This is a genomic window from Rhizobium sp. T1470 (assembly GCF_042140505.1).
Classification (GTDB): Bacteria; Pseudomonadota; Alphaproteobacteria; order Rhizobiales; family Rhizobiaceae; genus Rhizobium; species Rhizobium favelukesii.
This window is the reverse complement of record NZ_CP148091.1, coordinates 1,258,433-1,285,375: the sequence shown is the minus strand read 5'-3', so window position 1 is coordinate 1,285,375 and position 26,943 is coordinate 1,258,433. Positions and strand designations below refer to the sequence as shown.

Below are 26,943 nucleotides of genomic sequence, written 5' to 3'. Positions count from 1 at the left end.
GACAATTCGGTGAGGCGCGGCCATGAAGACCGCGCCTCCTTTGCTCTTTAGGCTTCGTTGTAGGCTGCCACGACGGCGGCCAGCTGATCGTCATTCATTGCCTGGATCTGCGGTGTGGTGAAGGCGTTGGCGTGATCCTTGTCCAAGGCCGAGATGTCATCCGCAGAAAGTCCCGAGATCGCGCTGACGTCAATTGCGGCGATTTCGTCGACAGAGAATTTCGCTACGCCTTCCGGTGCCATTGCGCCGATCTGTGCAGCGTTCAGTTTAGCAGTCTGCGACAGCGTGATCCCTTCGATCTGAGCGACGCTCATTCCGGTGATCTGGCTTGCCTTCAGGCCGGTGATGGCCGTGTCGCTGAGCTTGCCGATCTGAGCGGCGGAGAGACCCGCGATCTGATCGTTGGTCAGCGCTCCGACCTGAGCTGCCGACAGTGCGCCGATCTGTTCATCGGTGAACTTGCCGAGCTGGCCTGCCGTAAAGCCGGTGATCTGCTGCGTGGTGACAGCCTTGATCTGATCGGCGCTGAGCTTGCCGATCTGGCTGTCGCTGAGAACACCGATGGCTTCGTTCTTCAGACCGCTGATCGACTTGGTGTTGATCGCGGCGACTGCGTCATCGGTCAGCTTGGTAACGTTGGCAGCGCTGAAGCCTGCGACCTGCAGCGCAGTCAGAAGGCCAGCTTGGCCTGCAGTAATGCCCGCCACCTGATCAGCGCTCATCGCGGTGATCTGGCTTGCCTTCAGACCGGTAACGGCCGTGTTGCTGAGCTTGCCAATCTGACCCGCAGTCAAGCCGCCGATCTGATCGTTGGTGAGCGCACCCACCTGGGCTGCCGACAGTGCACCGATCTGCGCATCGCTGAACTTGCCGATCTGGGTTGCCGTGAAGCCAGGGATCTGAGTCGATAGCAGACCAGAGATCTGATCGGTGCTGAGCTTACCGATCTGGCTTTCGCTAAGGGCGGCAATCGCATCGTTCTTCAGGCCGTTGATCGCCTTCGCACCGATCGCTCCGATTTCATCGTCGGAGAACTTGGCGATGTCTGCTGCACTCAGAGCCCCAACCTGGGCTGCCGTCAGCACGCCAGCCTGAGTAGTGCTGACACCCTCGAGCTGCGTGTCGCTCATCGCGGTGATCTGCGTTGCCTTGAGACCTGCAACGGCCGTGTCGCTGAGTTTGCCGATCTGAGCGGCGGAGAGACCCGCGATCTGATCGTTGGTCAGCGCTCCGACCTGGGCTGCCGACAGTGCGCCGACCTGTTCGTCGGTGAACTTGCCGAGCTGGCCTGCCGTGAAGCCGGTGATCTGCTGCGGCGTCATCACCTTGATCTGATCGGCGCTGAGCTTGCCGACCTGGCTGTCGCTCAACACAGCGATCGCTTCGTTCTTCAGGCTGCCGATGGCCTTGGTGCTGAGGGCTGCAACGGCATCGTCGGTCAGCTTGGTGACGTTCGTGGCGCTGAAGCCTGCGACCTGTGCGGCGCTCAGTAGAGCACTCTGGCCCGCAGTGATGCCCGCCACCTGATCAGCGCTCATCGCAGTGACTTGCGTTGCCTTCAGACCGGCAACGGCCGCGTTGCTGAGCTTGCCGATCTGACCTGCGGAAAGACCGCCGATCTGGTCGTTGGTCAGCGCACCCACCTGGGCTGCCGACAGCGCACCGATCTGCTCGTCGCTGAACTTGCCAATCTGGCCAGCCGTGAAGCCGCTGATCTGCTTCGGTGTCATCACCTTGATCTGATCGGCGCTGAGCTTGCCGACCTGGCTGTCGCTCAACACAGCGATCGCTTCGTTCTTCAGGCTGCCGATGGCCTTGGTGCTGAGGGCTGCAACGGCATCGTCGGTCAGCTTGGTGACGTTCGTGGCGCTGAAGCCTGCGACCTGTGCGGCGCTCAGTAGAGCACTCTGGCCTGCAGTGATGCCCGCCACCTGATCAGCGCTCATCGCAGTGATCTGCGTTGCCTTCAGACCGGCAACGGCCGTGTTGCTGAGCTTGCCGATCTGACCTGCGGAAAGACCGCCGATCTGGTCGTTGGTGAGCGCACCCACCTGGGCTGCCGACAGGGCACCGATCTGCGCATCGCTGAACTTGCCGATCTGGGTTGCCGTGAAGCTGGCGACCTGAGTCGATAGCAGACCAGAGATCTGATCGGTGCTGAGCTTGCCGATCTGGCTTTCGCGAAGGGCGGCAATCGCATCGTTCTTCAGGCCGTTGATCGCCTTCGCACCGATCGCTCCGATTTCATCGTCGGAGAACTTGGCAATGTCTTCAGCACTCAGAGCACCCACCTGGGCTGCCGTCAGCGCACCAGCCTGAGCAACGCTCAGACCTTCAAGCTGCGTGTCGCTCATCGCAGCGATCTGCGTTGCCTTCAGACCGCCAACGGCCGCGTTGCTGAGCTTGCCGATCTGAGCGGCGGAGAGACCGCCGATCTGATCGTTGGTCAGCGAGCCGACCTGGGCTGCCGACAGGGCACCGATCTGCTCATCGGTGAACTTGCCGATCTGGCCAGCCGTGAAGCCGCTGATCTGCTTCGGTGTCATCACTTTGATCTGATCGGCGCTGAGCTTGCCGACCTGGCTGTCGCTCAACACAGCGATCGCTTCGTTCTTCAGGCTGCCGATGGCCTTGGTGCTGAGGGCTGCAACGGCATCGTCGGTCAGCTTGGTGACGTTCGTGGCGCTGAAGCCTGCGACCTGTGCGGCGCTCAGTAGAGCACTCTGGCCTGCAGTGATGCCAGCAACCTGATCAGCACTCATCGCAGTGATCTGCGTTGCCTTCAGACCGGCAACGGCCGCGTTGCTGAGCTTGCCGATCTGACCTGCGGAAAGACCGCCGATCTGGTCGTTGGTGAGCGCACCCACCTGGGCTGCCGACAGGGCACCGATCTGCTCGTCGCTGAACTTGCCAATCTGGCCAGCCGTGAAGCCGCTGATCTGCTTCGGCGTCATCACCTTGATCTGATCGGCGCTGAGCTTGCCGACCTGGCTGTCGCTCAACACAGCGATCGCTTCGTTCTTCAGGCTGCCGATGGCCTTGGTGCTGATGGCCGCAATTTCGTCGTCAGAGAACTTGGCAATGTCTTCAGCACTCAGAGCACCCACCTGGGCTGCCGTCAGCGCACCAGCCTGAGCAACGCTCAGACCTTCAAGCTGCGTGTCGCTCATCGCAGCGATCTGCGTTGCCTTCAGACCGCCAACGGCCGCGTTGCTGAGCTTGCCGATCTGAGCGGCGGAGAGACCGCCGATCTGGTCGTTGGTCAGCGAACCGACCTGGGCTGCCGACAGCGCACCGATCTGCTCATCGGTGAACTTGCCGATCTGGCCAGCCGTGAAGCCGCTGATCTGCTTCGGCGTCATCACCTTGATCTGATCGGCGCTGAGCTTGCCGACCTGGCTGTCGCTCAACACAGCGATCGCTTCGTTCTTCAGGCTGCCGATGGCCTTGGTGCTGAGGGCTGCAACGGCATCGTCGGTCAGCTTGGTGACGTTCGTGGCGCTGAAGCCTGCGACCTGTGCGGCGCTCAGTAGAGCACTCTGGCCCGCAGTGATGCCCGCCACCTGATCAGCGCTCATCGCAGTGACTTGCGTTGCCTTCAGACCGGCAACGGCCGCGTTGCTGAGCTTGCCGATCTGACCTGCGGAAAGACCGCCGATCTGGTCGTTGGTGAGCGCACCCACCTGGGCTGCCGACAGGGCACCGATCTGCTCGTCGCTGAACTTGCCAATCTGGCCAGCCGTGAAGCCGCTGATCTGCTTCGGTGTCATCACCTTGATCTGATCGGCGCTGAGCTTGCCGACCTGGCTGTCGCTCAACACAGCGATCGCTTCGTTCTTCAGGCTGCCGATGGCCTTGGTGCTGATGGCCGCAATTTCGTCGTCAGAGAACTTGGCAATGTCTTCCGCACCGATGGAGCCGATCTGTGTCGCATTTAGGCCCTTGATCTGATCAGCCGTGAGGCCTTCGATCTGGTCGGGAGTAAGAGCCGCAATCTGCGTGGCGCTGAAGGCTGCAATCTGATCGTTCCCCAGAGCCCCGATTTTCGTGGCGTCGAGTGCGGCAAGCAATTCCGGCTTCAATCCTGCGATCGCGGTCGTTGAAATCGCGCCGAGCTGATCTGAATCGAGCGCTTCGATATCTTCAGCCTCAAGGGCGGATATCTGATCTTTGTTGAAAATCTTGAGCTGCTCTGTGGAAAGCGCCGCGACATCCTCGGTAGAGAAGCCCTTAATCGTCTTTGCCGATAGAGATTTGATCTGGGTATTGGAAAGAGAAGAAACGATCGAGGTCATGAAATTGCCCTTGCACTGGCGTTAGCGGTGACGGTGTCTTTCGTCTCGCGTCTCGTAGCAAAAGCTGGCGCGCGCCAGTCCATAGGTGGAGGGTTCGCGCCGTGCACAACTGCATGGCCGAGACGCTTAGACAAAATATTTCGGAAGACATCGCTCGAAGGAGCTAGGGCGTAAACCCATTAATGTTCTTGGCGTTTTGCGTGCCTCGTGATTCAAGGCTTCCGAATGAGGAGCCATGATGACACGCCGCCGCTACGAACTCACGGACCAGGAATGGTCGATTATTTCGCCACTTCTTCCCAACAAGCCGCGCGGCGTTCCCCGTGTCGACGACCGACGGGTGTTGAATGGCATCCTTTGGCGCTTCCGAACAGGCTCTCCTTGGGCGGAAGTTCCTGAGCGGTATGGGCCGCCAACCACCTGCTACAACCGCTTCGTCCGCTGGCGGAAGGCTGGTGTCTGGGATCGGCTTCTTGAAGCGGTTTCAGAAGCTTACGATGGCGACATCGTCATGATCGACTCGACCTGTGTTCGCGTTCACCAGCACGCGGCCACGGGAAAAAAGGGGATCAAGACGATGGTGGCATGGGACGTTCCCGCGGCGGGCTCACGAGCAAAATCCACGCGCTCGTCGATGCTGAAGGTCGGCCCGTCACGCTCCGTCTGACCGGCGGGCAGATTGCTGATTGCACTGAAGCCGATGCGCTGACTGACAGCCTCGGCGAAGGCGACATCCTGCTTGCCGACAAGGGCTATGACAGCAACGCCATCCGGGCTAAGGCGGCCGCGCGCAAAGCCTGGGCCAACATCCCGCCCAAAGCAAATCGGACGGGCTCCTTCTCATTCTCGCGCTGGGTTTATCGGCAGCGAAACCTCGTGGAGCGGTTTTTCAACAAGATCAAACAGTTCAGAGGTATCGCCACACGCTACGACAAGCGCCCGGAAAACTATCTCGCCGCTGTCAAACTTGTCGCGGCGCGCATCTGGTGTCAGAGTTTATGAGTCGACGCCCTAATGTTTAGGATAAGGCATCATGCGCACGGTGCGTGAAACGACCGTCTCCTAAACCTCGACATTCGACAGGACCAAACCCGAACATCGTTGAGCCTAGACGATGAGATTCGCCATAGACTGACTGAGCAAACAATTATGCTGCAACCACTAATTATGAGTTAATGTACCGTTATTCCCCTCAAGTTATGTCTCGTTTTGTGTAATGGCCCCATGAATATCCGGACACGATCTCCCACTTGATAAGTCTGCGAAGTAATGTGCCCATTATGACTAGTCACCATCCCAAGATAGAAGTCCTGTGACCTGCCACTGCGAATTTCCTCCAGAATTGATTAGATCATCGGCGTTTTGCGTGAGCAGGAAGCTGGCGCGAAAACGGCCGACCTTTGCCGCAACCACGGCATCTCGGAAGCGACCTTCTACAACTGGAAAGCCAAATATGGCGGCATGGAAGTGTCCGAGGCGAAGCGGTTAAAGGCGCTGGAAGATGAGGATGCCAGACTGAAGAAACTGCTTGGCGAGCATATGCTGGCAGCCGCACTCCGCGAGCTTCTTCAAAAAAAACGGTCGGGCCTGCCGCCAATCGTGATGCCGTCACACATCTGAAGGCCGCCATAAGTCTTTCGGAACGGCGGGCCTGCCAGATTATATCCGCCGACCGCAAGTCGATCCGCTACCGATGCCGACCGCCGGAGGTCGAGTTGCGAGCGAAGTTACGCAACCTCGCAAATGAACGACGGCGCTTTGGCTATCGTCGGCTGTTCATCCTGCTTCGACGAGACGCAGATATAGCGCGACGATCAGGATGAGACGCGAGCGACAATCTGGATGAGATTCTTATGTCGCGGTTGGAGCGAAGTTATCATGTTGATTGTCGCTGGCAAGAGTTTCATCGTGTTCTGATTGCCGCTCCGCGACAAGCTGGGAAGAGCTTTTGATTGTCGCGAATGAGGCGGGTCTGCCGCGCTGGCGTTTGGCTTCCATGGCCGAACGCCGCCGGTAGCTTTCGACATTCATCTCGAAGATTGTTGCGTGATGGACAAGTCGGTCCACCGCGGCAAGCGTCATGGCCGGGTCTGGAAAGACGCGGTTCCATTCTCCGAAGGGCTGATTGGCGGTGATCATGATGGAACGCCGCTCATATCTTGCGGAGATGAGTTCGAAGAGCACGCTCGTTTCGGCCTGGTCCTTGGTGACGTAGGCCAGGTCGTCGAGGATGAGAAGATCGAACTTGTCGAGCTTTGCGATGGCGGCTTCGAGCTGAAGCTCCCTCCGCGCGACCTGAAGCTTCTGGACGAGATCGGTCGTGCGGGTGAAGAGCACGCGCCAGCCGTTCTCGATTAGCGCGAGGCCGACGGCTGCGGCGAGATGGCTCTTTCCGCCGCCGGGCGGACCGAACATCAGGATATTGGCGCCTTTGGCGAGCCAGCTATCGCCGGCTGCAATCGCCATGACCTGGGCCTTGGAGACCATGGGAACAGCGTCGAAGGCGAAGCTGTCGAGCGTCTTTCCGGGTGGCAGGTGGGCCTCGGCGAGGTGTCTTTCGATCCTGCGATGGGCGCGTTCGGCCAATTCATGCTCGGCGATGGCCGAGAGGAAACGGGCAGCAGGCCATCCTTCCCGATCGGCCTGCTCGGCAAATTGGTGCCAGAACGTCTTGATCGTCGGCAGCCTCAGTTCGTTGAGCATGATGCCGAGGCGGGCTTCATCGACTGTGTGGATGTTGCTCTTCATGCGACCTCTCCCGCATAGGCCGTGCCGATCAGGGCTTCATAACCATTGAGCGACGCGAGTTGCACATGAACGATCGGCAACTGATCCGGGTCCGGGCTGAAGACCGCTCTCAAAGCCGCCAGATCAGGCAGTTTGTGGGCGTCGAGCGTTTTGGCAAGCTCCTCGGCCAGTTCACGCTCGCAACTGCGATCGTGAGCCAAGGCAAGCAGTTCCACGGTGATCTTGCAAGCCTGCCGCTCGGGCAGTTGCTCGATGAGCGCGTCGAAAGTCCTGCGATATTCCGGCCTGGGGAAGAGCTTGTCGCGATAGACGAGCCCCAAAAGCGCCATCGGCTTTTTGCGCAGGGAATGAATGACGTGATGATAGTTGACGACTTGATCGTGCTTGCCACTCGCATGGGCGCGGCCTCGGGGTAATGTCAGCAGATGCGTGCCGCCGATGAAGACGTCGAGGCGATCGTCGAACAGACGCACCCGCAGCCGGTGGCCAATCAGACGGGAAGGCACGGTGTAGAAGACCTTGCGCAAGGCGAAGCCGCCGGTGCTCGATACGGTGACGATGACCTCTTCGAAGTCGGTGGTGCGACGATCGGGAAGAGCTTGCAGATGCGTGCGCTCGGCATCGATGCGCTTGCCATGTGCGGCATTGCGGCGGCTGACGATCTCATCGATGAAGGCGCGATAGGATCCGAGGTCGCCAAAGTCCCTGGTTCCGCGCATCAGCAGAGCATCGCGGATCGCATTCTTGAGATGGCCGTGGGAACTTTCGATCGAGCCGTTCTCGTGCGCGACGCCCTTGTTGTTGCGCGTCGGCGTCATGCGATAATGGGCGCACAGTTCGTCGTAGCGATGCGTCAGATCGACCTTGGCGTCGGCATCGAGGTTGCGGAAGGCGGCCGATAAGCTGTCGCTGCGATGATAGAGCGGCGAACCGCCAACCGACCACAGGGCGTTCTGCAGCCCCTCGGCCAGAGCGACGAAGCTCTCTCCACCCAGGATGACATGGGCATGCTCGAAGCCCGACCAGACCAGCCGGAAGTGATAAAGCAGATGATCGAGCGATTGGCCGGCGATCGTCACGCCGAGGCTGCCCATGTCGGTAAAATCCGACAGTCCTAACCGACCGGGTTCGTGCATCTGACGGAAGATCACTTCCTGCTCCTGACCGTGAACAGCCCGCCATGATCGGATACGACGCTCAATCGTACGGCGAACACCTTCTGACAGCTCTGGATGACGCCGCAGCATCTCGTTGTAAACGGCGACCGCTCGGATGCCGGGCGCGGCCTTGAGGAGCGGAACAACCTCGGCGTCGAAGATGTGCTCAAGGGGATCGGGGCGACGCCGGTCGCGCGGCGGCTTGGTCTGCGATGGAAGACGCGCATCCTTCTCGATGCGGTAAGCCGTCGCCCGGCTGATCGACGCCTTGGCGGCAGCGACCTCAATGGGGTTGTTTTGTCGGTACTTCATAAAAAGCCTCGTCTGATGATCGGTTACATGGCGACCCGGCACAAAGGTGATTCTCCATTCTCAGAAAATCACCGACGCTACCGGGCCAACCGCGATCATGAGACGCCGAAAAATTGCGCCGCGGCGGGGGTGTAACTCCAGTCGGGCTACGCCCTCCCTTCGTCACACCCCCGCCGCCGAGTCTCATCCTGATTGACGCTGAGTCTCACCTTGTTTGTCGCCGCGCACGCAGAGCCGTCCGGCGTCAATCCGCCTATCGTCACCGGGTAAGATGTATGGTTTCGGCTACTCAATTTGACCATGGGTAGGTCTAAGTCGGCACCCCTAAAACCAAATACCGGCGGATAGTGAGCGGCTTAGTGCAGCGTCTCCAGTGCAACCTTCGGTCCCTTCGGTCTAACGACATTGCCCTCGGCCGGTCACACGCACAATGGTCTATCAGTCAGAAGCTCCCCAAAAAGCGCTGTCGCATTCCTGGTGCTTTCGGCCTCCCCTATTGTGCAAATTCAAGCTTCCTTTTCGCTGCGCGAGGTGTCTCGTGTGGCCGGCCGTCCTGCCATACATCGACCACGGACATCGTCATGTTCCGATCAAGACCCGGTCGCCAGCGCGCACCTATGTTGCGGCAAGTTTGGCCGACTCGAAGGAAGGCATAAGGGGTCTGCCCCGATTCAGTCCGGAGACATTTCAGGAGACGTAAATTCGGAGAGCGTTTCGGGAGAGACATTTCCTCTTTTAATTCAAGAGGTTATCGGCTGGTCGGAGTGGAGTGATTCGAACACTCGACCCCCACGTCCCGAACGTGGTGCGCTACCAGACTGCGCTACACTCCGTGACCAGCGGCGCCTCTATAGACCGGCGCATCCTGTTGCGCAAGCACGAAAATTCAAAAGCCGGCGCATTTTTCGCCGGCGCGGCTGGCGCACCTCTGCGCAGGGCTAACTGGAGCAAAAAGACACACTTGCGGCAAATTTTGCGATTGCGAAGGTGGGTCGATTTTCTTTTGTCGGGTTCCGCGCTAAAGCGCTCGGCGGGACAAGCGGAAACCGCTGCAGACCAGCGTTTCCCGCCGTCGAATGCGCGACAACTTCAGGGACGATAGAATGACACTCCGCACCTTTGCCGCGGCTGGGCTTGCCATTGCGCTTGCCGGCTGCACGACGATTCCGACCTCCGCCGATCCGATCTCCAGCCGCTGGGTTGGTCAGTCGGCTGGCAAGTTCTTCGCCGCCTTCGGCCCGCCGATCAGCGACACCGAGAACGGCGCCGGCGTCAACTACACCTGGAAGGGCGGCTACAAGACGGTTCGCGTCCCGGCGAAATACGCAGAAGGTGCCGATGGCAAGCGCGGCAAGCAGATCTCGCCCGCACGCACGCAGTACCTGCGCTGCCAGGCGGAAATCGCCACGAGCTCCGACTACACGATCCGCAGCATCCGCGTCGTCGGCGACATCCCCGGCGTCAACGGCCCGTCCTATTGCGCCGAGTTCCTGGCACCGGCCCAGCCCACGCAGTAAGAGGTTCAGAGCGAGCGAATTTGGAAGGCGGCCCGGCGGGTCGCTTTTCGACGAGCGCAAACACCGATCGTCAATCGACGGCCACACACTTGGTCGCGTTCCCCTTTGGCTCGGCTGCCTCGGCAAAGCCGGCTTCCGAGGTGCGCACTCTGGCCGACCGATTGTCCAGAATCTCCGGCGCCAACCTTTCAGAGAAGCCGGAACGACCAGACGAGAAGCTTCGCCCAATCCTCGCTCGTTGTAAAACGAGATGCCACGCCACCAGCGCAACCGAAGATAGCATTTAAGAGCAAGCATTGTGAAGCCGCCGCCTGCGATTTGGCTTGCTCAATTTCAGTGGCGAAAGTTCAGGGGTATGTGGCGAGCAAGAGGCGAGCAACAGTCGGATGGCTGGGGCGCCAGGATTCGAACCTGGGAATGCCGGTACCAAAAACCGGTGCCTTACCGCTTGGCGACGCCCCACCAGAGCTTGAAAGCGGAGACCGCTTTCCAAATCGACGCCTGCTTAGCAAAGCTCGCCGGCAGTCACAATCATTAAGTTTCGGGCCACGGCATATTTCTGTGCGCTTTTTGCGTCGCCATGCTAGGTCTCGGGTCAGCCGTCCAAGACGATCAGGAGTGACGATGAGCCAGTACCGCGCCCGCCCGCCTGCCCTTGCAACGCTGCTGCTCGACGATGCCGTGGTTCGGATCACGCGTTGGGATTTCGAGCCGGGGGCGGACACTGGCGTTCACACGCATGGTCTGGGCTACGTTGTCGTGCCGATGACCGATTGCCAATTTCTGCTTGAGGAAAAGGGTGAAAGCCGCAGGGTCGATGTCGCCAAGGGCGCGGCCTACCGGCGCGATGCCGGCATCGAGCACAATGTCGTCAACGCCGGCGATCAGCCGATGTCCTTCGTCGAGATCGAATACAAATAGATGGCAAGTCCCGAGTTCAATCTTGCCTTTGAGCCAGCGTACGGCCAGGCTCTTCCGATTGCCCCCGGCGTGCAACGGATCACGGTCAACAATCCAAGTCCCTTCACCTTCCATGGCACCAACAGCTATATCGTCGGTCATGGTTCCACAGCGGTCATCGACCCCGGCCCTGAGGACGAGGCGCATTTCCAGGCGTTGATGGCAGCGCTCGGGGGACGCGAAGTCACGCATATCTTCGTCAGCCATACGCATCGCGACCACTCCCCACTGTCTCGGCGCCTGCAGGCCGCTACCGGTGCGCAGATCGTTGCGGAGGGGCCACACCGCGCAGCCCGTCCGCTGCACCAAGGCGAGGTCAATCCCTTCGACGAGAGCTCTGACGTGGATTTCCGGCCCGACATTGCGATCGGCGACGGAGAGACGATAGAGGGCGACGGATGGAGGCTGACGGGCGTGCTGACGCCGGGCCACACCGCCAACCATGCGGCCTTCGCGCTCGAGGGAACGGGCATCCTGTTTTCCGCCGATCATGTGATGGCATGGGCTACCTCCATCGTCGCGCCGCCAGACGGCTCCATGTCCGACTACATGACGTCCCTCGACAAGCTGATCGCGCGGCACGATCGTCTCCTGCTTCCCGGCCATGGGGGCCCAGTCCGCAAGCCGATCTCGTTCATGCGGGCGCTCAAAACCCATCGGCGGATGCGCGAACGCGCCGTGCTCGGCCGCATCCGTGCCGGCGATCGCAATATTCCCGAGATGGTGAAGGTGATTTATCGCGAGACCGATCCGCGCCTCCACGGCGCCGCGGCCCTTTCGGTTCTTGCCCATATCGAGGACCTGGTAGAGCGCGGCGAGGTCGAAACGGACGACCCGCCTGCCCTGCTCGGATCGTACCGGCCTGCGACGCGGAGATAGCTCATGGGCAATGCCTACAGTTACCGTGCCGACGTCGCTGTGCCGACCTTTGCCGATGACAAGCCGCTCATCGTCTTCGATGGAGCGTGTGTGTTCTGCTCCACCTGGGTCCAGTTCGTCCTGAGGCATGACAAGGCGAAGCGCTATCGCTTCCTCGCGGCGCAGTCGCCGCTCGGGGAAGCGCTTTACCGGCACTATGGACTGAACGAGCGCGACTACGAGACCAACATCCTGATCGAAGACGGGAGCGCCCACTTCAAGTCGAGAGGCACAATCCGGATGCTTGCAGGCCTCGGCTTTCCTTGGTCGCTGGTCAAGATCCTTCGGGTGCTGCCGCAGGGACTTGCCGACAGGCTTTACGAACTTATCGCCCGCAACCGGCTTCGAATTGCCGGCCAACGCCAGACCTGCTTCGTGCCGAGCCCTGAGCTTAAGGACCGCTTCCTGGGATAGCTGTCCGGCGGCGAAGGCCGCTCAATCGATCGCCAAAATGCGGACCGATTAGCTGCCGGCGATGCCGAGCAATTCGGAATCGAGAGCCCTTAGATAATCCTCAGCAATATCGGCGCTGAGGCCAAGGTCGTGCGGGCCGTAGCGCGAGGCGACGCGAACGTCGACGAGGGTGGTTTCTGCTTCTTCGCGCAGGCGGATGACGATGTCGAAACGCAGGCCGAGGACGAGGGTGCGGGTTTCGCCCTGCAGCGTCACGCCATTAGCCCGGCGAATCAACAGCGCCACATCGTCGTCATAGGGCCGCGGTATCGGGATCGGCACGGCCTCCGGCGCTTCGTCAACCGCGCCTTCGTCCGGCTGCGGCTTCGCCGGCCGGTCTTCGAGATCGCGGTTTGGCTCGCTGTCGCCGTCGGCGCGGGTGATACGGACGCCGCCCTGCTTGGCGACCTTCTTGACGGCCTCGAGCACACGATCGATCGCGCCGTCATAGCGACGGCCTGTGAGTTCCGGATAGGCTTCGAGCTGCTTTTCACGGTCCTCCGGCGTCACCGCCGGCTGGCGCTTCAGCCAGATCTGATCGGCGTTCGGCGTCTTCAGCCAATCCGGCGCGGAGACGAGATCGGTCGATACATCATAGATAGCCGGCAGCATGAAATAACGCTCGACCGCAATCCCGCCGATCGCAAGCGGAAGAGCAGCAAAAATCAGGGCCTTCAGCGCATCAAGCCCGCCTTCGGCACCGGTCAGCCAAAGGCTGCGCAGCCCGGCAACGGCAAGCAGCGCCGCCAGCAGCGCGAAACCGGCCGAAACGAGCAGAACCAGCACCAGGTATGGCGTGACAAGGCCGGCGAAGCGGTGACCAACCAGAGCCGCAAGGCAGAGAACCAGTGCAAATGCCCCCAAGCGTCGCGAGAAGCGGGCGGCATTTGAAACAGGGCGGTCGAAACGGATTGCCATCAAACTTACCGGTGAGTCGCAAGCGGCGCGTCCCGCATGAACGCGCAAAATCGCCCTCGACTTGTTTAGTGCAAGATTCGCCTAAATTGAAACTGTTGTGTCGATCCGGGGGGCGCAATCCACGAAGAAGACGACAATGGCGTGCGTAAGCATTTTCTGATATTCCTTGATTTGCGGTTGTGTAGATTGCGTCGCACACCGACCAACAGGAGAAGGGCAATGATTGCACCGGGGCTTGCATCGGGAACCCAGGCGCCGCCGCTGAGGAGAGCCGATCATGCGGATCCACTTCTGCCGATGGAGCTTCTGGAACTGGAACTGTCGCTCGACGGATACGATGGCAAATCCGACTTCTGCGAGACAGTCCGCGTGGCTTCGGCCAAGGCCGGGGGAGAACTTCTCTTCGATCTTCCGGCCGAAGGATTGATGGACGACTGCAAGCGGATCGCCGTGCTTCGTATCCCGTCGTCCGAACAGCAAATGCGCGTCGTTCTTGCCGTGCTCGATCACAGCGGCACCGAAATCCGCATGGAAGCGCCGGACCCTGCGACAGCCCACCTCGCCCGTTTCGCCGAGGCCTTCGTCAAGGTCCTCGCACGGTTCTGACCTAGTCGCGCTGGGCTGCCGCTTCCGCCACGCTGCGGAATGGGAATTTTCGCCCGCACTCGCACTTGATCATGCAGGTTTCCTGATGATTGGATGCGCGCTGGACGAAGAAGCCGCGCGGCAGGTGATCGACGCTGAAGCCCGGATGCTTGCGTTTCGCATCGTCGATCTCGGAGGCTTCTGCAAAGCCGGTATTGCCGCATTGCGGACAGGTCAGTTTCTTCGAGAATCGATCGCGCAGTGCCATGCTTGCCTTCCAATGTCGTCCGAGCAGCCTTCTTACAGACGATCCCGGTCCGGCGAAAGCCGTCCGCGCGCCAAGTTGGGTGGCTGGGCGCGATCCCAAAGAGCAACATCAACCCTAAGCCGTTCTTTTAGTTGACTGTAAGCCGCGATCAGCGTCATCTGCCTGTGGGGAATTTTCGTTGCAAAGACACGCCGATGCGCATTCTCGCTTTATCTCTCGCACTTGCCGCAGCCGCCACTTGCCTCTCGGCATGTCAAACGCTGACGCCGGAGCAGCGGCACGCCGCCGACGAGACGCAATGCCTACACTATGGTTTCAGACGTGGCACGGATGGCTTTGCGGCGTGCCTGCAACGCATCGATCTCTATCGCCGTGCACAGGCCCGCTACGACAGTGATATGCTCATGATGCAGATGGCTTACGATCTCGACCATCCTTACTATGGCCGCCGATACTGGCGCCATTGGTAATCACCGCCTGCGCCGCGGCCAGCCGCGCAATCGGCACGCGGAAGGGTGAACAGGACACGTAGTCCAATCCAATTTCCTCGCAAAAATGGATGGATGCGGGATCGCCGCCATGTTCGCCGCAGATTCCGAGCTTCATGTCGTTGCGCGTCCGTCTGCCGCGTTCGGCGGCAATGCGGATCAACTCCCCGACACCATCGAAATCCAGCGAAATGAAGGGATCGTGTTCGATGATTCCCTTGCGCTGATAGGTGGGAATGAAGGCGGATGCATCATCGCGCGAGATGCCGAAGGTCGTCTGCGTCAGGTCGTTGGTGCCGAAGGAGAAGAATTCCGCCGCTTCTGCAATGATATGGGCTCTGAGAGCTGCGCGCGGCAGTTCGATCATCGTGCCGACCAAGTAATCGATCCGCATACCCGCCTCCGCCATTACGTCCCCGGCGATGGCATCGATGCGCTCCTTGACGTAGTCCAGTTCCGAGCGCAGCCCGACAAGCGGCACCATGATCTCTGGCACGACAGCCGCACCCGTTTCATGGGCTGCCGCGACGGCCGCCTCGAAAATGGCGCGCGCCTGCATTTCGACAATTTCAGGATAGGAGATTGCCAACCGGCAGCCGCGATGCCCGAGCATCGGATTGAATTCGTGCAGCGCATCGACGCGCAGGCGCAGCGCCGCCGCGTCCATGCCCATCGCAGCGGCAACGTCGGCGATCTCCTCGTCCGTCTTCGGCAGGAATTCGTGCAATGGCGGGTCGAGCAGCCGGATCGTCACCGGCAGTCCGTGCATGACATTGAACAGGCTGGTGAAATCGTGCCGTTGCACCGGCAACAGCCTGTCGAGAGCGGTACGGCGGCCGGTCTCGTCCTCAGCAAGGATCATCTCGCGCATCAGATGAATGCGGTCGCCCTCGAAGAACATATGCTCGGTGCGGCAAAGGCCGATGCCCTCGGCCCCGAAGGAGCGAGCTGCGCGCGCATCTGCCGGCGTATCGGCATTTGTGCGCACGGTCATGCGGCGTGCCCGATCGGCCCATTGCATGATGCGCCCGAAATCACCCGAAAGCTCAGGCTGGACCATCTGCACGTCGCCCTTCAGCACCTGTCCAGCCGAGCCGTCGATGGTGATGACATCGCCCTTCTTCAGCGTGACACCGACGCCAATCAGGCGCTCGTTGCGGGCGTCGATGCGCATGCTGCCGGCCCCGACGACACAGGGGATACCCATGCCACGCGCGACGACAGCGGCATGGCTGGTCATGCCGCCACGCGTCGTCAGAATGCCCTCGGCTGCATGCATCCCATGGATGTCTTCGGGACTGGTCTCGACGCGCAGCAGGATGACTTTGCGCCCCTCATCGGACGCCGTCACAGCCTCCTCGGCCGTGAAGACGATTTCACCGGTGGCTGCGCCGGGCGACGCCGGCAAGCCGCTGCCGATGACCTCGCGTGCAACACGCGGATCGATCGTCGGATGCAGGAGCTGATCCAGGGACGAAGGTTCGATGCGCAGCACCGCCTCCTCTTCGGTGATCACCTTCTCATCTACCATGTCGACGGCAATCTTCATCGCCGCGCGCGTGGAGCGCTTGCCGGACCGCGTCTGCAGCATCCAGAGTTTTCCGCGCTCGATGGTGAACTCGATGTCCTGCATGTCGCGATAATGCGTCTCAAGCTCGGAACAGATGCGCGACAGCTCCTTGAAGGCATCCGGCATCAGCTTTTCCATGGACGGCCGCTCGGAGCCGGAACTGATACGGCCTTCCTCGGTAATGCTCTGCGGCGTGCGGATGCCGGCGACGACATCCTCGCCCTGCGCATTGACGAGGAATTCGCCGTAGAGCGACTTGTCGCCCGTCGAAGGATTGCGCGTGAAGGCAACACCCGTCGCGGACGAATTGCCATGATTGCCGAAGACCATGGCCTGGATGTTGATCGCCGTTCCCCAGCCTTCGGGAATATTGTGAAGCTGGCGATAGGTAACGGCACGGGCGCTCATCCAACTGGCGAATACGGCGCCGACTGCCCCCCAAAGCTGCACCTCGGGATCCTGGGGAAATTCCAAACCCAGTTCTTCCTCAATCACGCTCTTGTAGAGCGAGACCACGTGCTGCCATTCGCTGGCGGTCATTTCGGTGTCGAACTCATAGCCAAGGCGCGCCTTCTCATCCTCGAGTATCTCCTCGAACACCTCATGATCGAGACGCATGACGACGTCGGCATACATCTGGATGAAACGCCGGTAGCTATCCCAGGCGAAACGTGCGTCGCCGGCGTCGTGGCCGAGCGCCTGGACGGTCTCGTCGTTGAGGCCGAGATTGAGGACGGTGTCCATCATCCCTGGCATCGAAACCCGCGCTCCGGAGCGCACGGACAGCAGCAGCGGCCGATCACCCGCACCGAACCGACGGCCGGTGATTTCCTCGATGCGTTCGATGCCGGCGCGGACCTGCACTTTCAGCTCTTCGGCAATCTGGCGCTCGTTCTTGTAGTAAGCAGAGCAGGCGTCAGCAATGATCGTCAGACCGGGAGAGACAGGAAGGCCGAGATTGCACATCTCCGCGAGGTTTGCGCCTTTGCCGCCCAAGCGCTCACCGTCGAGGGCACTGCCCTCTGCCTGACCACTGCCAAATGTATAGACCCACTTGGTCATATTCCCCCCAACACCAAATCCGGATCAACTTAATCCGTTGGTGTTGAAATGAAAATCGACAAATGCGGCCGAAATGTTGCGACGCACAATAACTGCGACAGACTGAAGCAATTGAAGGGAAAAAAAGCTTTGCGGGACTGCAACAAAGTCCCGCAAAGCCTTATGTCCGTCCGGCCAGGAAAACCGGACGGGGGGTTCCGCCCATACGACTGTCGGAGCCAAAAGCGTATTGCTCCGAGCGCGTCGCGCAGGAAACTCTGCTGCCGATACGCTTTCGCGGTCATTCGGCGGCGACATGAAGCAATCTCTAATACAAGATCGGTACGAAAACATCATCTGAAGGGGGAGATATCCCAATTCCGGCAGACTTTTTTTGGGCTTTTCTCGGCCGCTTGCTCAGGCGATCTCACGCAGTTGCTCAGCCGTCTGAAGATCGACGGACACGAGCTGCGATACCCCTTGCTCCGCCATCGTCACGCCGAACAGCCTGTTCATGCGCGCCATGGTGATCGGATTGTGCGTGATGATGACGAAACGCGTCTCGGTGGACGCAGCCATTTCGTCCATCAGGTTGCAATAGCGCTCGACATTGTGGTCGTCCAGTGGGGCGTCCACTTCGTCCAGAACGCAGATCGGTGCCGGATTGGTCAAGAAGACCGCAAAGATCAGCGCCATTGCCGTTAGCGCCTGCTCGCCGCCCGAAAGGAGCGTCATCGTCTGCGGCTTCTTGCCTGGCGGACGGGCGAGGATTTCGAGACCGGCTTCGAGCGGATCGTCGGACTCGATCAGCTGCAGTTCGGCCGTGCCTCCGCCGAAAAGATGGGTGAAGAGGCGCTGGAACTGGCCGTTGACGACATCAAACGCAACGATCAGCCGCTCGCGGCCCTCGCGATTGAGGCTCTGGATCGCGCCACGCAACTTGCGGATCGCGTCGATCACGTCGTCTCGCTCCTTGATCAGTGCCTCGAGTTTCCCGCTCAGCTCCTCCTGTTCTTCCTCGGCGCGCAGGTTGACCGCGCCAAGTCGCTCGCGCTCCATCTTGAGGCGCTCGAGTTCGCGCTCGACCTCGCGAAGGTCAGGTGCTGTTTGCAGCGACTCCAGTCCGGTAAGCCGAAGTGCCTCATGGGGCGCGACGTTCAGGGTCTCGCGAATTCGCGCCTCCGTTTCCTGCCGCTTTTCACGGGCGGATACCAGGCGTTCTTCGGCGCGACCGCGGCGCTCGCGGCTCTCGGCGAGCTCGGAGAGAGCCGTCGCCGCCTTGTGGTCGGCATCGCGCTGCACGAGCTCGGCTTCGGCAAGCACATCGGCTGCGTGGCGGCGCGCATCCTCGGTCTTCTGGAGTGCGTTCAACAGCGCGCGTCGCTTGTCGTCGAACTCATCGGGAGCCATTTCGAGCTCGGCCGCTTCCTCGCGCGCTTCCTCCTCGCGGTCGCGAAGCGTGGCGATGTGATCCTCGGCGCTCGCGGCGCGCTGGCGCCAGGTCTCGCGTTCCTGCCCGATGGCAACGATGCGGCGCTGGCGGGCCTCGTTTTCGCGGTCGAGGCTTTCATGGCGGGCCCGTGCTTCGGCGAGCGCGCCCCGGTCGGTCGCGACCTCGACCTGCTGCGACCGAAGCCGCTCGTCGATCGCCGTTAGATCAGGGGCATCGTCCAGCTCGATATGGGCGTTCTCTTCCTGGACAGAGAGATCCTCAAGCTGGATCTGAAGCTGGCTGACCGCTTCGGCAATGACATCGCGGCGACGGATGAGATCGCCGGAGGCTCGTTCCGCCACGGCCAGCGCTTCGCGCGCCTCGGCGAGTTGCCGAGCGGAGATGCGGCTTGTTTCACGCGCCTCGGCGAGGCGCTGTTCTTGAAGGCCAATGGCATCGACGGCACCCGCCAACCGTTCCTCTGCTTCGGTGAGTAAGTCGCGGGCAAGTGCGGCTTCGTTTTCCAGTTCGGCGAGCCGGTTCTTCTGCGCCAGCCGCAGCGCGGCCGCGCTCGGGGCATCGGCACCGGTGACATGGCCGTCCCAGCGGTAGACGGCGCCCTCCTTGGTCACAAGACGCTGGCCGGGTTTAAGGTCCCTCATCAAGGCTGCAGCATCCGAACTGGAGACAAGGCCGATTTGCTTCAGGCGACGCATTAGCGCGGCAGGGGCGCGAACATAGTCAATTAGCGGCGTCGTGCCGGCTGGCAGCGCTTCATCCGCGGCACCGTCGCCATTGCCAGACCAATGAGCCGGCGCCTTGGGATCAAGCGGGGATTCAATGTCGTCGCCCAGCGCGGCGCCGAGCGCCGTTTCAAAGCCGCGGTCGACGCGCAACTGATCGGCGGCCGTCGCAAATTCGCCTGCGGCGGCACCGGCAGCGAGCATGCGCGAAATGGTCCGGGCTTCGGTTTCGATGGCGTTCAGCTTGGCGCGCGCCTGATCGACCGGTGATCGGGAAAGAGCTTCGGTCCGGCGGGCAGCGGCCAAGGCCTGCTCGACACCCTGGATCGCGGCTTCCGCCTCGGCAACAGCCTGCTCGCCCGCCTTCACCACGGCCCGCTTCTCGTCCGGATCGGGTAGGCTGGCAATCGTTTCGCCGATTGCGGAGAGCTCGCGATTGGCCTCGTCCATCTGCCGCTCAAGGCGCATCTTGCGATCGGCAAGGTCGCGGATGGCGCGCTCGAGCTGGTTGCGCCCGGCTGCAGCCTCGGCGCGTTCGGCGGTCAGCACTGCAAAGACACGCTCGCTGTCGGCAAGCTTGGCGGCCGCCTCTTCGAAAGCCCCGCGCGTCTCTTCGGCAAGCCGACCGGAATCGGCAAGGATCTCGGCAATTTCGGTCTCTTCGGCATCGAGCCTCGCCAAGATCGCGGCGTTGTCTGCGACCAGCCGCTCCTCGCGGCGAATGTCCTCGCCGAGCTGCGCAAGGCGGCGGGTCAGTTCATCGCGACGGCGCAGGATGCGGTTGGCATCCTCCTCGAGTTGCGTCTTGGCGATCTGCAGGCGCTGCAGCGCGGCGGCGGCACGCGCTTCGCCCTCGCGCAGTTCCGGCAGCTTGAGGCTCGCAATGCCCTGGGCCTTGGCAGCCTCCATCTGCATCTGCGCCTTCTCGGCGACGATGACCGTGGCCTGATTGAGCGCGCTATCTGCCTCGGCTTCCGCTTCCTTGGCCTGAACCCATCGGATATGCAGAAGCATCGCCTCCCGGGCGCGGATATCTGCGGACAGCGACTTGAAGCGGCTCGCCTGACGGGCTTGACGCTTCAAGCTCTCGATCTGGCTCTCAAGCTGAGAGGTCACGTCGTCGAGGCGTTCGAGATTGCTTTCGGCAGCACGCAGGCGAAGCTCGGCTTCATGCCGGCGCGAATGCAGGCCGGAAATGCCAGCTGCCTCTTCCAGGAGCTGGCGGCGGGCCTGCGGCTTTGCCGAGATTAGCTCACCGATACGCCCCTGCCCCACCATCGACGGCGAACGGGCGCCGGTGGAGGCATCAGCGAAGAGAAGCTGCACATCCTTGGCGCGGCTTTCCTTGCCGTTGATGCGATAGATCGACCCCTGCTCGCGCTCGATGCGGCGAGTGACCTGGATTTCGTCGCTATCGTTGAAGGCGGCAGGCGCGGTGCGCTCGCCATTGTCGAGATAGAGAGCGACTTCGGCGGTGTTGCGGGCAGGACGATTGCCGGAGCCGGAGAAGATGACGTCGTCCATCCCGGACGCACGCATGTTCTTGTAGGAATTCTCGCCCATCACCCAGCGGAGCGCTTCGACGAGGTTCGACTTGCCGCAACCGTTCGGGCCGACGACACCGGTCAATCCACGCTCGATGATGAATTCGGTGGGTTCGACGAAAGACTTGAAGCCGACGACGCGAAGCTTGTTGAACTTCATGCGGCGCCCCCGCGCGGCACAAAGCAAACGACGGGCGCACGGCTTCCGCCGTCGCCCGTCGATCGGATACGGTTCAGGCTAGAGCAGGCTCTCGATAAGGGCCGACATGGTGTCAACCGTCATGTCTCCAGAATAGCGCTTGCCGTTGATGAGGAAAGTCGGCGTGGCATTGACGCCAAACTCCTTGGAACCCCTTTCCCGCGTTGCGTTCACTTCATCCAGCAGCTTCTGGTTCGTCAAGCACTTCGTGAAGCTATCCTCAGTAAATCCGGCAAGTTTGGACATCTGAAGCAGTGCAGCGCGGCCATCGTCCGCGGCAGCCCAGGTCTGCTGCTGCTTGAACAGCATGGCGACCATCGGAAAATACTGTTCGGCCGTGCTCAATTCTTCCGGCTTGGAAGGATTGCAGCGGGCCAGCATGAAGGCGGCAGCCGCACGCGGATCAAACGGGAATTCCCGGATGATGAAGCGCACCTTGCCGGTATCGACGTACTTCTTCTTGATTTCGTCGAAGGTCGTCGTGTGGAAGTGGGCGCAGTGCGGGCAGGTCATCGACATGTATTCGACGATCTTGACCGGGGCGTCTTCCTTGCCGAGTGCCATTTCCGGCAACTCGCCCGGCTCCAGGACGGCGGCCATGTCGACGTCGCCATCGGACTGCGGCATTTCGGTGGCGGCACGCGCGGTGCCGAAACCGGCCAGGGTCGACGCGGTCGCGGCAGCCACGCCGCCCAGGAGCTGGCGTTTCGTCAGTTGCATTTCGGAAATCGGCATGAAGTTCCCCATGAATGAGAGTAGTGGCTGACAGTGCGATATAACGGCTCGAAGCCCTGAACAAGGCACGCTTCGCCAACTTTCTTCAAAGAATTGTGACCTTGGTTGGACGGCCAGATTAAATCGGACAGAATTGCCGCGACAATACTTGGAAGGCGCTAGCGACCGCGCTTCCCCAGCACGGCCGTGCCGAGACGCTTCACCGCTTCGCGCAGCCTGTCGCCCTCGATGCCCTCCATCATATCCTCCAGCCTTGCGGCCGCCGCACCCTTCAGAGGCGGGGGCGTGCGGGAGCGCTTGACCGCCTGATAAACAGGCTTCTGGACGATGCGGATCTGGTGAACGGCGGCGAAGCCGAAGAAACTGTTGACGCGTTGGATGAGTTCGCCCTGCGCATGGGTCAAAAAGAGTGCTCGGGCGCCCTCGCAGGCAATCGTGAGCACACCTGGGCGGAAGCCTCCGTCATCATTGCCGCGCGCCCAGGCAATCTTTTCGGGCCGGGTGCAATCGGCAAATTCCGCGCCGGCGATCTCGTCCCACGAGCCGAGCAGCGCCGTGTTGATGCCGGCGCGCTTTGCAAGCACCGGATCGATCAGCCCGTTCGCCAATTCGGAGATCTGCTTTTCACCTTTGCGTGGATAACTCATCGAAACCTTCACATCGCGCTGCCATCCGGCGCCACTGCCTTGATCGCGCGGCATTGCTTCGCCAAGTATAGGGCACTTCCCCTGACGACGGCAAATGATGACATCGACGACACTGGACGCGCGCGCCGCCAAGCCCCTTCTCGACTGGTATGACCGGCACCATCGCGACCTGCCGTGGCGGGTTTCGCCGCCGATGGCGGCGCGCGGCATCAAGGCCGATCCTTATCATGTCTGGCTCTCCGAGGTGATGTTGCAGCAGACCACGGTGCCAGCGGTAAAGCCCTACTTCACCAACTTCCTGGCACGCTGGCCGACCGTGCGGGATCTTGCCGATGCCGCCAGCGAAGACGTGATGGCGGCTTGGGCCGGGCTCGGATATTACGCCCGCGCCCGCAACCTCAAGAAATGCGCCGAGGCCGTGGCACGCGACCATGATGGCGTCTTTCCAAGCACCGAAGAGGGTCTGAAATCGCTTCCCGGCATCGGCGACTATACCGCTGCCGCAGTGGCGGCGATCGCCTTCAACCGGCAAGCCGCGGTCATGGACGGCAATGTCGAGCGTGTGATCTCCCGCCTCTTCGCGATCGCCGCGCCGCTGCCCACAGCCAAGCCACTGATCAAGCAGAAGGTTGGGCTACTGACGCCGCAGCACCGGCCCGGCGACTTTGCGCAGGCAATGATGGATCTCGGTGCCACCATCTGCACGCCGAAGCGGCCAGCTTGTTCGCTCTGTCCCTTCCGGGGATCGTGCGAAGCGTTGCGCCTGCACGATCCCGAGCATTTCCCGGTCAAGGCGACCAAGAAAGAAAAGCCGGTTCGCCATGGCGCAGCCTTCATCGCGGTGACGGCGGATGGCGACATTTTGCTACGGCGGCGCATCGAGAGCGGCCTGCTCGGCGGCATGACCGAAGTGCCGACGACGAATTGGACGGCGCGACAGGACGGAGCGACGTCGGCCGATGCGGCGCCTTTCCCGGCAGCCTGGGAGCCTTGCGGGACAGTGATCCACGTCTTCACCCATTTCGAACTCCGGCTTTCGATCTACCGGGCCGCGATCGCTTCTCTAATTCAAACAGATAACGGTTGGTGGGAAGCGGTTACAAATCTTGACTCGCAGGCGCTGCCGACTGTCATGAAAAAAGCAATCGCCGCGGCTATCCCGCTCGCGTTCAAACATGCCAAGGATTAATCGATGCCCATTGATCATATTGTTTTCGACATCGGAAAAGTTCTCATCCATTACGATCCGAGTATTCCATTCAGCCGCCTCATTCCTGATGATGGCGAGCGCAAGTGGTTCTTCGAGAATGTCTGCACCCATGATTGGAACGTCGAGCAGGACCGCGGCCGCACTTGGGCCGATGCCGAAGCCCTGCTGATCGAGGTTCATCCGGATCGTGAGGAGCATATCCGCGCGTTCCGGAAGCACTGGCATGAGATGGTCCCGCACTCCTACGACGACAGCGTCGCGATCATGGAGGGCCTGATTGCCGACGGCAAGGATGTGACGATGCTCACCAACTTCGCATCCGACACCTTCCGCGAGGCACAGGTCCGCTTCCCGTTCCTGACCAAGCCGCGCGGCGTCACGGTCTCCGGCGACGTCGGCCTGATCAAGCCCGATATCGCGATCTACGAAACGCATGCGAAGAGCTTCGGCCTCAAGCCGGCGGCGACGATCTTCATCGACGACTCCGCCCCCAACGTCGAGGGCGCCAAAGCCGCCGGCTGGGATGCGGTTCTCTTTACCGGCGCCGACAAGCTGCGTGCCGATCTTGCAGCGCGCGGCGTCAGGGTCTGACCATGGCATTCGATCCGGTTGAGGAAATCAAGCGCTTCCACGGCGCCATCAATGCGCTGGATTTCGATACGATCGAGAACTGCTTCGCGCAGGATGCGACCTATGTCTCGAATGGTGTTGGAAGCCTTTCCGGGCGAGCCGACATCATGGTCGCCTTCTGCAAGTATTTCGACGACTACCCGGACCAGACGGCAATCGACACGCTGGTCGAGAAGGTCAGCCCGAATGCCGGCCGCGCCGTGTGGTCGGTTCGCGCGACGCACAGCAAAACGGGAAAACCGTTGGTGCGGGAGGGCGAAGAGACGATCACCTTCAACGAAGATGGTCGTGTCACCCACGTCGAAGTGACGGACTATCAGGTGTTCTGAAACAACGCTGCGGAAAGATAGAAGACGAGCACAAAAGAGAGCCACAGGTCGGAGATCATGGCGATGTTCCTCGACCGGTTTCTGGCCGGCTCAAGGAGATGCTTGAGACCGGCAAGCCCGTAGAACAGGCTGCCGGTCATCGCTGCCGGGACAATCCACTGCGGCTCGAAGAGGCTGAGCACGCCGAACATACCGATCGACAGGTTGCCAAAGCCGATCTCCTGCACCAGCGACTGGGCTTTGTGATCGGTCACACCGAAAATCGTCTCGGCCGTGAAGGCCGGATTGATGATCTGCTTCAGGCTGGCAACAAGCAGACGCAGGCCTACGCCCCAGAAGACGAACCATTTTCCGACGAGGAAGACGAGGTTTGCATCTGTGCTCCAGAGCGCTTCGGCGACAACGGAGCCCAACGGCAGAACAAGCATCAGCAACAGTATGATCGCAAAATACATGGCGGGTTCCTTGCCTGCTTCGGATCATCAGTCGCCGATACATGACACGGAATTGCGCCGCCGCGCGAGCCAAAATGAAGAGCGCCCGGGGTGTTGATCCCCGGGCGCCAGGCCTTCTTCCGTAACTGGAGGTACAAAACACCGGAAGAAGGCAGTCTCGTCAGGTCGAAGCGGGTGTCATTCCGCCTTTGCCAGATCACTGCGAATAACGGACCGCAAATCGTCGATCGGGCGCAGGGACTGCCCGTCGTCGAAGTGCCAGAATGTCCATCCGTTGCATGCATCAAGACCCTGGACCCTTGCCCCAAGGCGATGAATGGAACCTGCCTCGCCACCGGAGGCGACAGTGCCGTCAGCGCGAACGATCGCGCTGTAACGGCGTCTCGCATCGGTCAGCACCTGGCCGGGCTTGATCAGACCACTTTCGACCAACACGTTGAAAGCCACGCGGACTTCCTGCTTCTTGCCGGTCATGACGGTCAGTTCGGCCTTGCCGAGCGGCTCGACCGCTTCGATGCGAGCGGAAGCTGCGTCGATATAATCCTGCTCGCGCTCGATGCCAACGAAGTGGCGGCCGAGGCGCTTGGCGACGGCTCCCGTCGTGCCCGAGCCGAAGAACGGGTCAAGTATGATGTCGCCTGGCTTCGAGGAGGCCATGATGACGCGGGCAAGCAGCGCTTCCGGCTTCTGTGTCGGATGCACCTTCTTGCCGTCGTCGCCCTTCAGGCGCTCATTGCCGCTGCAGATCGGGAACAGCCAGTCGGAGCGCATCTGCACGTCGTCGTTCGCCGCCTTCATTGCGTCGTAGTTGAACGTGTAGCCCTTGGCCTTGGCGTTCGGGCTCGCCCAGATCATCGTCTCATGCGCGTTCTGGAAGCGACGGCCCTTGAAGTTCGGCATCGGGTTGGTCTTGCGCCAGACGATGTCGTTCAGGATCCAGAAGGTCAGGTCCTGCAGCGTGGCGCCAACGCGGAAAATATTGTGATAGGAGCCGATCACCCAGATCGTGCCCGTCGGCTTCAGCACGCGGCGGCAGGCGAGCAGCCAGGCGCGGGTGAAGGCATCATAGGCTTCGAAGGAGGCAAACTGATCCCATTCGTCATCGACGGCGTCGACCAGCGACTGATCGGGACGATGCAAGGTGCCACCGAGCTGGAGGTTGTAGGGCGGGTCAGCGAAAATAACGTCTACGGAATGGTTCGGCAGGGCTTCAAGGGCAGCAACGCAATCGCCCTTGATGATCGTGTCGATCCAGGAGTCCGGCTTTGCGGAGGCCTTGAGATCGGCAAGCGGAAATACTGACGCCATCTGGAAACTCGCTCATACACATTACGCTTTTACTGTCTGTTATGGTTACTCAGTTTGGTTACCAAAGCCTGAAGGCATGAGCGATTTCAGGAAAATAACTCGTCTCGTGGAAAAGCGCAGCGGAATGCTAGAGACAGATTTCATGGGAAGGAGCGAACAATCGAACGATTGAAGAGCAACGCCGAAGCGATCCGCGCACTCGGTGCTACTTCGCTTTATCTGTTTGGCTCGGTCTCCCGTGATGAGGCGGAACGGGAAGGTGATATCGATTGTTCATCGATTACGACCCGAGCAGTCGTTTCAACGCTTTCGACCTGATCAGCATCAAGCTGATGCTCTGGGAAAGGCTTGACGCCTCCGTGGACATTACAACGCGTGACGGTTTGCATCCGCGCCTTCGATCAAGGATCGAAGAATCGACCAGGCAGGTCTTTTGATGCCGCGCGAAATCCGGCACGCAAGCCGAGCCCTGCCAGAAGAC

At 61.0% G+C, this 26,943-nt stretch carries 21 protein-coding genes, 2 tRNA genes and 1 pseudogene; 11 read left to right on the top strand and 13 right to left on the bottom strand.

Annotated features, from left to right (window positions below):
- Nucleotides 1-47: 47 nt before the first annotated feature.
- On the bottom strand, nucleotides 48-4,295 hold the full coding sequence (locus WGT02_RS06430; RefSeq protein WP_208248621.1) for a hypothetical protein: 4,248 nt from the start codon (nucleotides 4,293-4,295) through the stop codon (nucleotides 48-50).
- Nucleotides 4,296-4,533: 238 nt separating this feature from the next.
- Here WGT02_RS06430 and WGT02_RS06425 point away from each other — a divergent pair.
- Together WGT02_RS06425 and WGT02_RS06420 are read left to right on the top strand one after the other, a co-directional pair.
- Nucleotides 4,534-5,297 (top strand): IS5 family transposase gene (locus WGT02_RS06425; protein ID WP_375679387.1). Its coding sequence is split into 2 segments (ribosomal slippage): nucleotides 4,534-4,870 and nucleotides 4,870-5,297, totalling 765 coding nucleotides; the frame shifts between segments, so codons are not numbered across the junction.
- Nucleotides 5,298-5,645: 348 nt separating this feature from the next.
- A pseudogene (locus tag WGT02_RS06420) lies at nucleotides 5,646-6,097 on the top strand (transposase); the annotation flags it as partial.
- 49 nt (nucleotides 6,098-6,146) lie between these two features.
- Here WGT02_RS06420 and istB read toward each other — a convergent pair.
- The 3 genes from istB to WGT02_RS06405 form a co-directional block, all read right to left on the bottom strand.
- The gene (istB, locus tag WGT02_RS06415; protein ID WP_208245168.1) at nucleotides 6,147-7,043 is read right to left on the bottom strand and encodes an IS21-like element helper ATPase IstB; all 897 of its coding nucleotides are present in this window, start codon (nucleotides 7,041-7,043) and stop codon (nucleotides 6,147-6,149) included.
- Nucleotides 7,040-8,512, bottom strand: coding sequence for an IS21 family transposase (gene istA, locus WGT02_RS06410; protein ID WP_208245170.1), 1,473 nt, complete (start codon nucleotides 8,510-8,512; stop codon nucleotides 7,040-7,042). The genes istB and istA overlap by 4 nt, the downstream gene beginning before the upstream one ends.
- 756 nt (nucleotides 8,513-9,268) lie before the next feature.
- Nucleotides 9,269-9,345: transfer RNA gene (locus WGT02_RS06405), tRNA-Pro, on the bottom strand.
- A 270-nt stretch (nucleotides 9,346-9,615) separates the two neighbouring features.
- On the opposite strand from WGT02_RS06405, the gene WGT02_RS06400 reads away from it, so the two are divergent.
- A complete protein-coding gene (locus WGT02_RS06400) occupies nucleotides 9,616-10,029 on the top strand; it encodes a hypothetical protein (protein ID WP_024315800.1) in 414 nt (137 codons plus the stop codon).
- Between the two features lie 387 nt (nucleotides 10,030-10,416).
- Here WGT02_RS06400 and WGT02_RS06395 read toward each other — a convergent pair.
- Nucleotides 10,417-10,491: transfer RNA gene (locus tag WGT02_RS06395), tRNA-Gln, on the bottom strand.
- Nucleotides 10,492-10,653: 162 nt separating this feature from the next.
- Here WGT02_RS06395 and WGT02_RS06390 point away from each other — a divergent pair.
- Genes WGT02_RS06390 through WGT02_RS06380 form a run of 3 tightly spaced genes read left to right on the top strand, consistent with a single transcriptional unit; the run spans nucleotide 10,654 to nucleotide 12,321 of the window.
- Complete coding sequence (locus WGT02_RS06390) at nucleotides 10,654-10,950, top strand: cupin domain-containing protein (RefSeq protein ID WP_208248624.1); 297 nt, start codon at nucleotides 10,654-10,656, stop codon at nucleotides 10,948-10,950.
- On the top strand, nucleotides 10,951-11,868 hold the full coding sequence (locus WGT02_RS06385) for an MBL fold metallo-hydrolase (RefSeq protein ID WP_024315802.1): 918 nt from the start codon (nucleotides 10,951-10,953) through the stop codon (nucleotides 11,866-11,868). It begins immediately after the preceding gene.
- A gap of 3 nt (nucleotides 11,869-11,871) precedes the next feature.
- Nucleotides 11,872-12,321, top strand: coding sequence for a thiol-disulfide oxidoreductase DCC family protein (locus WGT02_RS06380; RefSeq protein ID WP_024315803.1), 450 nt, complete (start codon nucleotides 11,872-11,874; stop codon nucleotides 12,319-12,321).
- A gap of 48 nt (nucleotides 12,322-12,369) precedes the next feature.
- Here WGT02_RS06380 and WGT02_RS06375 read toward each other — a convergent pair whose 3' ends face one another.
- Complete coding sequence (locus WGT02_RS06375; protein WP_208248626.1) at nucleotides 12,370-13,278, bottom strand: DUF1499 domain-containing protein; 909 nt, start codon at nucleotides 13,276-13,278, stop codon at nucleotides 12,370-12,372.
- 219 nt (nucleotides 13,279-13,497) lie between these two features.
- Here WGT02_RS06375 and WGT02_RS06370 point away from each other — a divergent pair, with 219 nt between their 5' ends.
- A complete protein-coding gene (locus tag WGT02_RS06370) occupies nucleotides 13,498-13,884 on the top strand; it encodes a hypothetical protein (protein ID WP_208248628.1) in 387 nt (128 codons plus the stop codon).
- Nucleotide 13,885: 1 nt separating this feature from the next.
- Here the strand turns inward: WGT02_RS06370 and WGT02_RS06365 are convergent, their stop codons facing one another.
- Nucleotides 13,886-14,131: a hypothetical protein gene (locus tag WGT02_RS06365; protein ID WP_024315806.1), complete on the bottom strand. Its 246-nt coding sequence runs from the start codon at nucleotides 14,129-14,131 to the stop codon at nucleotides 13,886-13,888.
- Nucleotides 14,132-14,325: 194 nt separating this feature from the next.
- Here WGT02_RS06365 and WGT02_RS06360 point away from each other — a divergent pair, with 194 nt between their 5' ends.
- Nucleotides 14,326-14,601 (top strand): hypothetical protein, encoded by a 276-nt coding sequence (locus WGT02_RS06360; RefSeq protein WP_082321173.1) that lies wholly within the window; start codon nucleotides 14,326-14,328, stop codon nucleotides 14,599-14,601.
- On the opposite strand, the gene ppdK is transcribed toward WGT02_RS06360, so the two are convergent.
- The 4 genes from ppdK to WGT02_RS06340 all read right to left on the bottom strand — a co-directional run bounded on the left by ppdK (nucleotide 14,534) and on the right by WGT02_RS06340 (nucleotide 22,530).
- Nucleotides 14,534-17,251 (bottom strand): pyruvate, phosphate dikinase, encoded by a 2,718-nt coding sequence (gene ppdK / locus WGT02_RS06355; protein WP_208248630.1) that lies wholly within the window; start codon nucleotides 17,249-17,251, stop codon nucleotides 14,534-14,536. The genes WGT02_RS06360 and ppdK overlap by 68 nt on opposite strands.
- Nucleotides 17,252-17,647: 396 nt before the next feature.
- Nucleotides 17,648-21,109 carry a chromosome segregation SMC family protein gene (locus WGT02_RS06350; protein ID WP_208248633.1) on the bottom strand — a complete coding sequence of 1,154 codons (3,462 nt, stop codon included), beginning with the start codon at nucleotides 21,107-21,109 and terminating at the stop codon, nucleotides 17,648-17,650.
- Between the two features lie 78 nt (nucleotides 21,110-21,187).
- Nucleotides 21,188-21,883, bottom strand: coding sequence for a DsbA family protein (locus tag WGT02_RS06345; RefSeq protein WP_024315809.1), 696 nt, complete (start codon nucleotides 21,881-21,883; stop codon nucleotides 21,188-21,190).
- A gap of 158 nt (nucleotides 21,884-22,041) precedes the next feature.
- The gene (locus WGT02_RS06340; RefSeq protein ID WP_024315810.1) at nucleotides 22,042-22,530 is read right to left on the bottom strand and encodes a DUF721 domain-containing protein; all 489 of its coding nucleotides are present in this window, start codon (nucleotides 22,528-22,530) and stop codon (nucleotides 22,042-22,044) included.
- Between the two features lie 97 nt (nucleotides 22,531-22,627).
- Between WGT02_RS06340 and mutY the strand changes: the two genes are divergently transcribed.
- The 3 genes from mutY to WGT02_RS06325 are packed head-to-tail and all read left to right on the top strand — an operon-like array spanning nucleotide 22,628 to nucleotide 24,699.
- Nucleotides 22,628-23,719 carry an A/G-specific adenine glycosylase gene (mutY, locus tag WGT02_RS06335; RefSeq protein WP_024315811.1) on the top strand — a complete coding sequence of 364 codons (1,092 nt, stop codon included), beginning with the start codon at nucleotides 22,628-22,630 and terminating at the stop codon, nucleotides 23,717-23,719.
- A 3-nt stretch (nucleotides 23,720-23,722) separates the two neighbouring features.
- Entirely contained in the window at nucleotides 23,723-24,331 is a 609-nt protein-coding gene (locus tag WGT02_RS06330; RefSeq protein WP_024315812.1) for an HAD family phosphatase, read from the top strand.
- 2 nt (nucleotides 24,332-24,333) lie between these two features.
- Nucleotides 24,334-24,699: a nuclear transport factor 2 family protein gene (locus WGT02_RS06325; RefSeq protein WP_024315813.1), complete on the top strand. Its 366-nt coding sequence runs from the start codon at nucleotides 24,334-24,336 to the stop codon at nucleotides 24,697-24,699.
- Here the strand turns inward: WGT02_RS06325 and WGT02_RS06320 are convergent.
- A complete protein-coding gene (locus WGT02_RS06320; RefSeq protein WP_024315814.1) occupies nucleotides 24,687-25,154 on the bottom strand; it encodes a DUF6790 family protein in 468 nt (155 codons plus the stop codon). The genes WGT02_RS06325 and WGT02_RS06320 overlap by 13 nt on opposite strands.
- Before the next feature lie 177 nt (nucleotides 25,155-25,331).
- On the bottom strand, nucleotides 25,332-26,462 hold the full coding sequence (locus WGT02_RS06315) for a site-specific DNA-methyltransferase (RefSeq protein WP_024315815.1): 1,131 nt from the start codon (nucleotides 26,460-26,462) through the stop codon (nucleotides 25,332-25,334).
- Nucleotides 26,463-26,943 lie beyond the last annotated feature (481 nt).